Source organism: Candidatus Thioglobus sp. (genome assembly GCF_029243085.1).
Lineage (GTDB): Bacteria > Pseudomonadota > Gammaproteobacteria > PS1 > Pseudothioglobaceae > Thioglobus_A.
Window position 1 is genome coordinate 1 of sequence record NZ_JAQWSS010000069.1, and the last position, 7000, is coordinate 7000.

The following is a 7000-nucleotide window of genomic DNA, read 5'->3' on the forward strand; positions in this document are numbered from 1 at the left end:
TGACCTGTGCTTTATCCTTGTTTTCTTTAAAAGCGATTTGCCAACGATGGAATTTTCGATTGGCACCCATTTGGTTTTTTAAATCGTTATTCGTTACTTCAAATACTACACCATCTACATCGAAATTAACTAACGACAACATGTTTTCAACAATACTTGTAAACTCATTCCTTAATTCATCAATACTGCCTAACCAAGTTGGCAGTTGAGCAAAAGGCACAAATAATGCAGCTTTATCTGTAATAGCTTGTTTGGCTTTTGTATCTAGTGCTTTTTCTTTGATTAAGCTAGCTTGAAAATTGCGTGGATATTCAAAATCTTGTGATAAATGCGTTTCGAAATAACTTTTCTTAATCACAATTTCGCCTGCACCTTGGCCACGTGCAGAGCCATTAAAAACTTGCAATCCACGATCAAAAACACGGGTGATATCACTACCTTTCTTGCCATCGCCACGAGTATACAAACGAAGGCCATCATCATAGCCCGCAAAGCCGTCTAATTTAGATGTTGCTTTGATCCGGATCAAACCTTTATCTAATCCAATCTCTTGTGCAGATTTTTGTAGTCGCTCCAACCACTTTTGAATTTCATCCCATGAATAGGCCTTATCGGTTGAGAGCATAATCTCAGGCAATAAAACCTTATCATCAGAAAAGCCATGGCCTTCTGGCTCTATAGATTGTAATAGCTCATGTCGTGGAAGTCTTTTTTGTAATTCAGCAAGATAAATGAAGTCATAATCTTGGTCGCTAACAATTGGATTGCCATCCCGATAAGCTAAATTCGCTTGTTGACAAAAATTGACCAATTCATCGTTCGATAAATCATCCAGGAGTATTTTCTGCTGAATGACATCTTGAATTAAGCCTTTTGATGAACCCACTTAAAGTTTGCTTAGAATTGTTTGGCAATATCACCTAAGAATTCGTAGCTAAAGTCAATAGTTTCCTGCTCATTCTCTTCCGATAGATCGTTAAAGTAAACTTCTGTCGTATCACTATTAATCTGCTTAACCATAATTTGGAATGATTTCTTAATGGCGTCATCACCAAACATTCTTGACCAAAGCCCTTGATCTACACTTCTGGCAATGTTGATATAAAAACTACCCTCTTTAACGTCCTTATCTTCAACATCAACATTAAGTTGGTCTAATGCCCAACCTATATTATCCCAAGTATCGTATCGAGCCAATGAGAAAGTCAACTTAGCATAACCTCCAATACCTTTCTCAATAGATACTGTTAGCTGTTGCTCCTCCTTTGCTGCCAAAATTTTCTCTCTAGCAACTGCATGATCACTACCTAGGAATGTCATTAAACGGTAAAGCATTTCAGTTTCTAACACTTGGTCTTTTGGACGAGATTGCCAAATGGTATTTTCATCATCTTTTCCAGCTTTAGTAATTACCTCTTCCATTGAAGTGAGAGATAAATAAACAACAGTCTTATCACCACTTTCATTTGGCTCAATACGAATTCTATATTTATCTACAATTGGTAATGCATATCTTGCGGCAATAGCCTTTTTTAACATTGAACGAATAACACCTAAAGACTGATCAGGAACATCTGGATGGTTCTCCAAAAAATCTGTCTCCATTAGGCCAATTTTTTTATTGGTTTTTTTAATAGCAAAACCATGAGATTTGAAAAAGCTCTTAGATAAATTCCACACATCATCTGATTTTTTATCAACGACTAGCCAGCGCCTCTCGCCTGCTCGCATAACTTGAATATTCGATGGCACTCTTAAAATGCTGGAGGCTTCCTTAATTACATTATCTTTATTAGAAAAACTAATTGTATCTTCCTGAATGTTTGGAACATATTCGCCTAATTTAAAGGCGTTTTGAGAGCTTGGCTTAGTTAGGTCTGGTGGCACTTCTAATGACGTTACCGTTTTATTAGAGTAATATTTAATATCTCGCTCACCTAAAATTGATGTATTTACTTCTTTTTTTACATCAGTAGAAAAGCACCCGGTTAGAGACAGTGTTAGCGCTGTCAAAACAACTGTTTTAATCATATTATATAACCCCCAAATTAGATAAATCTTGCTCTACTACAACTCGAGCCTGTTGTGATAATTTTGTTAATGGTAAACGAATACCACTTTCGCATTTGCCCATTTTATGCATAGCCCATTTAACCGGAATTGGATTAGACTCAATAAATAAATTTTGATGTAAATTGGCTAACGGTTTGTCATAAAGTTTTGCCGCATCTTCATCCTCATTATATGCAGCTTGGTAGGCTAGTGATAATTCTTTCGGCGCCACATTAGCAGTGACAGAAATACCGCCATGACCACCCATTAAAATAAAGTCAACTGCCGTTGCATCATCACCACTATATAGTAAAAAATCTGATGGACAATGATCAATCAAAGCGTGGGCAACATTTAGATCACCCGTTGCATCTTTAACTCCAATAATATTTGAAATATTAGATAACTTGACAATGGTTTCAGGCAATAAGTCAACTGCAGTTCTACCAGGAACGTTATAAAGAATTTGATCGATATCTACTGTTTCGGCAATTAACTTATAGTGTTGATACAACCCTTCTTGAGTTGGCTTATTGTAATAAGGTGTTACTAGTAGACAGGCAGTAGCACCAATTTCTTTAGCAGCTTTAGTCAATTCAATAGCTTCAGAGGTCGAATTAGCTCCTGTACCTGCAATGATTGCAATACGATTAGCCGCAAACTCTACCGTTTTGCGCATGACTTCAATATGCTCTTTTTGATTAAGCGTTGCACTTTCTCCTGTTGTACCCATAGATACGATTGCATTAGTTCCAGATTTAATATGGAACTCAATCAGCGCCTCAAGCGAACTAAAATCGACCGATCCATCTTCAAACATCGGGGTGATTAAAGCCACTATAGAGCCAGTTAATGGGTGATTAATGCGCATAACAATAAACAATAAAAATGATTAGTTAGAATTATATACGAATGCAGTTTTTTAGGCGTAAAAAAACCCGCTAAAAACAAAGTCTTTAGCGGGTTTTAGCTAGAAAAAAACTTGGATTACAAATCGTATCCTCTTTCTTCATGAGAAACAATATCCAACCCTTGCTCTTCTTCTTCGGCACTCACTCTTAATCCTGTAATCATATCAACTACCTTAAGAATAATATAAGTGGCAATTGCAGTATAAACAAGTGTTGCAACAACACCAATTGCTTGCACTTCAAGTTGCGACATAATTGTCATACCTTCTGCCAATCCCTGGCCTGAAAAAATACCAAGCTCGCTTGATGCAAAAACTGCAGCCATCAATGTACCAATAATACCACCAACACCATGCACTGGAAATACATCTAAAGAGTCATCAATTTTCCATTTTTGTTTAATCAATACTACCGCATTAAAACAAACAATACCGGCAACAACACCGATGGCTAATCCACCTGCAGGACCTACAAAACCAGATGCCGGTGTAATTGTTCCTAAACCCGCAATTAAGCCTGTTAAAGCACCTAAAGCTGTTGGTTTACCATACTTAATCCACTCATAAAACATCCAAGTTATTGCGCCTGCTGCTGCCGATATGTGTGTTACCAACATAGCCATAGCCGCATCACCGTTCGCTGCCAATGCTGATCCGCCATTAAAACCAAACCAACCAACCCATAACATCGCCGCGCCAGTAAAGGTCATTGTCATGTTGTGAGGTGGCATTGGTTTATTTGGAAAACCGTTACGTGGACCAATCACAATCGCCGCAACTAGAGCTGCAACACCAGCAGTAATGTGTACCACTGTACCGCCAGCAAAGTCAAGTAGGCCCATTTCGCCTAACCAGCCTCCGCCCCATACCCAATGAGTAATTGGTGCATAAACAACAATTAACCAAATGGCACTAAACATTAGCACTGCTGAAAACTTCATACGCTCTGCAAAGCCGCCCACAATTAGTGCTGGTGTAATAATAGCAAATGTCATCTGGAACAACACAAATAAACTTTCAGGAATATCGCCACTCAACGATCCTTCTGTTACACCTGCAAGCATGAATTTGGACAAACTGCCAAAATAGGCATTGCCATCAGAAAAAGCAATTGAATATCCTACAACTAGCCATAAAACGGATACAATTCCCGCAATTGCAAAACACTGCATCAGTACAGATAAGATATTTTTACTACGAACCAAACCGCCATAGAACAGCGCTAAACCTGGTAATGTCATAAACAACACTAACGCTGTAGATGTTAGAATCCATGATGTGTTTGCCCCATCTAAACCTTCAGCAAACACACTCATTGGCATTAATGCCAATAATGTTAATAATATTTTTTTCATTTTTTTATTCCTTATAGTGCGTCTTGATCTGTCTCGCCAGTACGGATGCGAACCACTTTCTCTAAATTAGTTACAAAAATCTTGCCATCTCCAACTTTGCCAGAATTAGCCACACTACTAATTGTGTCAATCACAGTGTCTAGTTTGGATGCTGTTATCGCAACTTCTAATTTTATTTTTGGTAAAAAATCAATTTGATACTCTGCGCCACGATATAACTCTGTATGGCCCTTTTGTCTACCAAATCCTTTAACTTCAGTCACTGTAATGCCGGTAACTCCAGCTTCTGATAAAGCTTCTCGCACATCGTCTAATTGATGTGGTCGAAGTATTGCTGTTACAAACTTCATACTACTCTCCCTTGATATAATAAGTCTACTAGGACTTACAAATATAAAATGCCATCTTGACAACTTGTAAAGCAACAATGCTTTTTTTTGTTTTCTTACGCCTGTGTAAGAATTTCCATTATAAATTTTTTCGAATAAAAAGCAAACTATTGATTCTTGAGTATATCTTTTCGCTTTATTTGAGTATTTTTTAACGCTTTATCTTTGCGCCAATTATCTATATTAGCCTGATGTCCGCTAAGCAACACTTCGGGTACCTTTTGACCATCGATCTCTTCAGGTCGTGTGTAATGTGGATAGTCAAGTAGTCCATCACAAAAAGAATCGTTTAAAGACTCCTTATTGCCGAGAACGCCAGATATCTGCCTACTGACGCTATCAATTAACACCATAGCTGCCAATTCGCCACCACTAATCACATAATCGCCAATAGATACTTCCATATCTACATCATGCTTAATAATACGCTCATCCACTCCTTCGTATCGTCCGCATAATAATGTGACAGCATTAAAATTAGAAATGTCTACTGCAAGCTGATGCGTGAGTTTTTGACCTTGGGGCGATAAATAAATAACTCGAGTATCTGGAATTTTTTGCTTAATTTTTTCAATGCAATCTCTAATTGGCTTTACTTGCATTACCATACCAGCACCGCCTCCATATGGCTTATCATCAATATTACGATGCTTATTTTCAGAAAATTCTCTTAATTGCCAAGTGTGCACACTTAATAATGATTTATTAATACCACGAGCTACCACCCCTTCATCCCGTATCGCTGAAAACATACTAGGAAATAAAGTGATTACATCAAACCGCATATTAGGTTAGGATATTTTTAAGAATATGATAGTAAATCTCACTCAAATCTTCCAAATCTTGTGCAGAAATACATTCGTTCACTTGGTGAATGGTTGCATTTCTAGGCCCTAGTTCAACCACTTGAGCCTCAAGAATTGGCGCGATAAAACGTCCATCTGAAGTTCCGCCAGTAGTGGACAGTTGAGTATCCACACCTGTAACTTTTTTAATGGCATTTGTACAGCCGCTAACTAACTCACCTTTTGGAGTTAAAAATGGATAACCTGAATGATTCCAATCAATCTCATAATCAAGATTATGTTTATCTAGAATTGCACAAACTCTGGCCTGCAACCCTTCATTGGTTGACTCGGTCGAATATCGGAAGTTAAAGACAATCTCGATATCACCTGGAATAACATTTGTTACTCCTGTGCCTGAGTGAATGTTTGATATTTGAAAACTGGTTGCCGGGAAGTATTCGTTACCCTTGTCCCAATGTTCGCATCGCAGCTCATCTAATGCAGGCAACGCCAAGTGAATTGGGTTATTGGCCAGATGGGGGTATGCAATATGCCCCTGCTTACCGACAATATTCAGCGTACCATTTAAAGAGCCGCGACGACCATTTTTAATCACATCGCCCAGCACATTGGTTGCTGAGGGCTCACCCACTAAGCAATAGTCAATATTTTGACCAATATCATTTAGATATTCGCAAACCTTCACGGTTCCATTAATAGCTGGCCCCTCTTCATCAGAAGTAATCAAATAACCAATCGTACCCTTATGGTCTGGATAATCTGCAACAAATCGCTCACTGGCGTCAAGCATAGCAGCTAATGAGCCCTTCATATCAGCAGCGCCTCGACCATGCAGCATGCCGTCAATTACTTCAGCTGAAAAAGGGTTTAAATTCCATTTAGATTCATCGCCCACTGGTACGACATCTGTATGCCCTGCAAACATAAATACGGGAGAGCCTGAGCCGTGTTCTGCCCAAAAGTTATCAACTTCTCCAAACTTTAGATCGGTAATTTTAAAATTTGATTTTTTTAGGTGGTCAGTCATCAAGATTTGACACCCTTTATCATCAGGGGTTACTGAATCAATGCTGATTAGGGCTTTCGCTAGCTCTATTGTTTTATTCATAAAATTAATCTAATCTTAATACTACATTTGGGTCACTTGGCACTGAAACTATTTCGCTTACCACTTGCAAGTCATCTGCTTGCATCATAGCACCTCCAGTACGACTTAACCTTGCAACTACCAATACTTGATCATGTTCAGATAACAGCTTTGTTGGCATAACTGAATTCTTATCGCTTAATGTCACTTGCCCATCAAAATCTTTAAGTTGGATTTTTTCAATCGCAATTGGCATTGGCCTACCTTTAGCCGCTTTAACATAAATCATTAAATAATCTTGCTTGGATCGATTAGCCAATATTTGATCTGAAATTTTCACATTGACAGTAACTGTGTTACTTGTCTGAGGGTTTTCAGTGCGATTAAGTTCATCCAAA

6 protein-coding genes and 2 pseudogenes are annotated in these 7000 nt (G+C 38.3%); all 8 read right to left on the reverse strand.

What is annotated here, in order from left to right; genetic code table 11:
• A pseudogene (locus P8M52_RS03775) lies at positions 1-886 on the reverse strand (DNA ligase); the annotation flags it as partial.
• 11 nt (positions 887-897) lie between these two features.
• Positions 898-2031, reverse strand: coding sequence for an outer membrane protein assembly factor BamC (bamC, locus tag P8M52_RS03780; RefSeq protein WP_300307541.1), 1134 nt, complete (start codon positions 2029-2031; stop codon positions 898-900).
• 1 nt (position 2032) lies between these two features.
• Positions 2033-2923, reverse strand: a complete 891-nt coding sequence (gene dapA, locus P8M52_RS03785; protein WP_300307544.1) for a 4-hydroxy-tetrahydrodipicolinate synthase — start codon at positions 2921-2923, stop codon at positions 2033-2035.
• Positions 2924-3039: 116 nt separating this feature from the next.
• Positions 3040-4317, reverse strand: a complete 1278-nt coding sequence (locus P8M52_RS03790) for an ammonium transporter (protein ID WP_300307547.1) — start codon at positions 4315-4317, stop codon at positions 3040-3042.
• A gap of 11 nt (positions 4318-4328) precedes the next feature.
• The gene (locus P8M52_RS03795) at positions 4329-4667 is read right to left on the reverse strand and encodes a P-II family nitrogen regulator (RefSeq protein ID WP_300307550.1); all 339 of its coding nucleotides are present in this window, start codon (positions 4665-4667) and stop codon (positions 4329-4331) included.
• A gap of 146 nt (positions 4668-4813) precedes the next feature.
• A complete protein-coding gene (gene trmD, locus P8M52_RS03800; protein ID WP_300307553.1) occupies positions 4814-5491 on the reverse strand; it encodes a tRNA (guanosine(37)-N1)-methyltransferase TrmD in 678 nt (225 codons plus the stop codon).
• 1 nt (position 5492) lies between these two features.
• Positions 5493-6623 carry a succinyl-diaminopimelate desuccinylase gene (dapE, locus tag P8M52_RS03805; protein WP_300307556.1) on the reverse strand — a complete coding sequence of 377 codons (1131 nt, stop codon included), beginning with the start codon at positions 6621-6623 and terminating at the stop codon, positions 5493-5495.
• Between the two features lie 4 nt (positions 6624-6627).
• Positions 6628-7000 (reverse strand): annotated as a pseudogene (locus P8M52_RS03810) (c-type cytochrome biogenesis protein CcmI); the annotation flags it as partial.

Coding starts and splice junctions, on each gene's coding strand:
- bamC (WP_300307541.1), bottom strand. CDS start 2,031: ATGATTAAAACAGTTGTTTTGACAGCGCTAACACTGTCTCTAACCGGG.
- dapA (WP_300307544.1), bottom strand. CDS start 2,923: ATGCGCATTAATCACCCATTAACTGGCTCTATAGTGGCTTTAATCACC.
- P8M52_RS03790 (WP_300307547.1), bottom strand. CDS start 4,317: ATGAAAAAAATATTATTAACATTATTGGCATTAATGCCAATGAGTGTG.
- P8M52_RS03795 (WP_300307550.1), bottom strand. CDS start 4,667: ATGAAGTTTGTAACAGCAATACTTCGACCACATCAATTAGACGATGTG.
- trmD (WP_300307553.1), bottom strand. CDS start 5,491: ATGCGGTTTGATGTAATCACTTTATTTCCTAGTATGTTTTCAGCGATA.
- dapE (WP_300307556.1), bottom strand. CDS start 6,623: ATGAATAAAACAATAGAGCTAGCGAAAGCCCTAATCAGCATTGATTCA.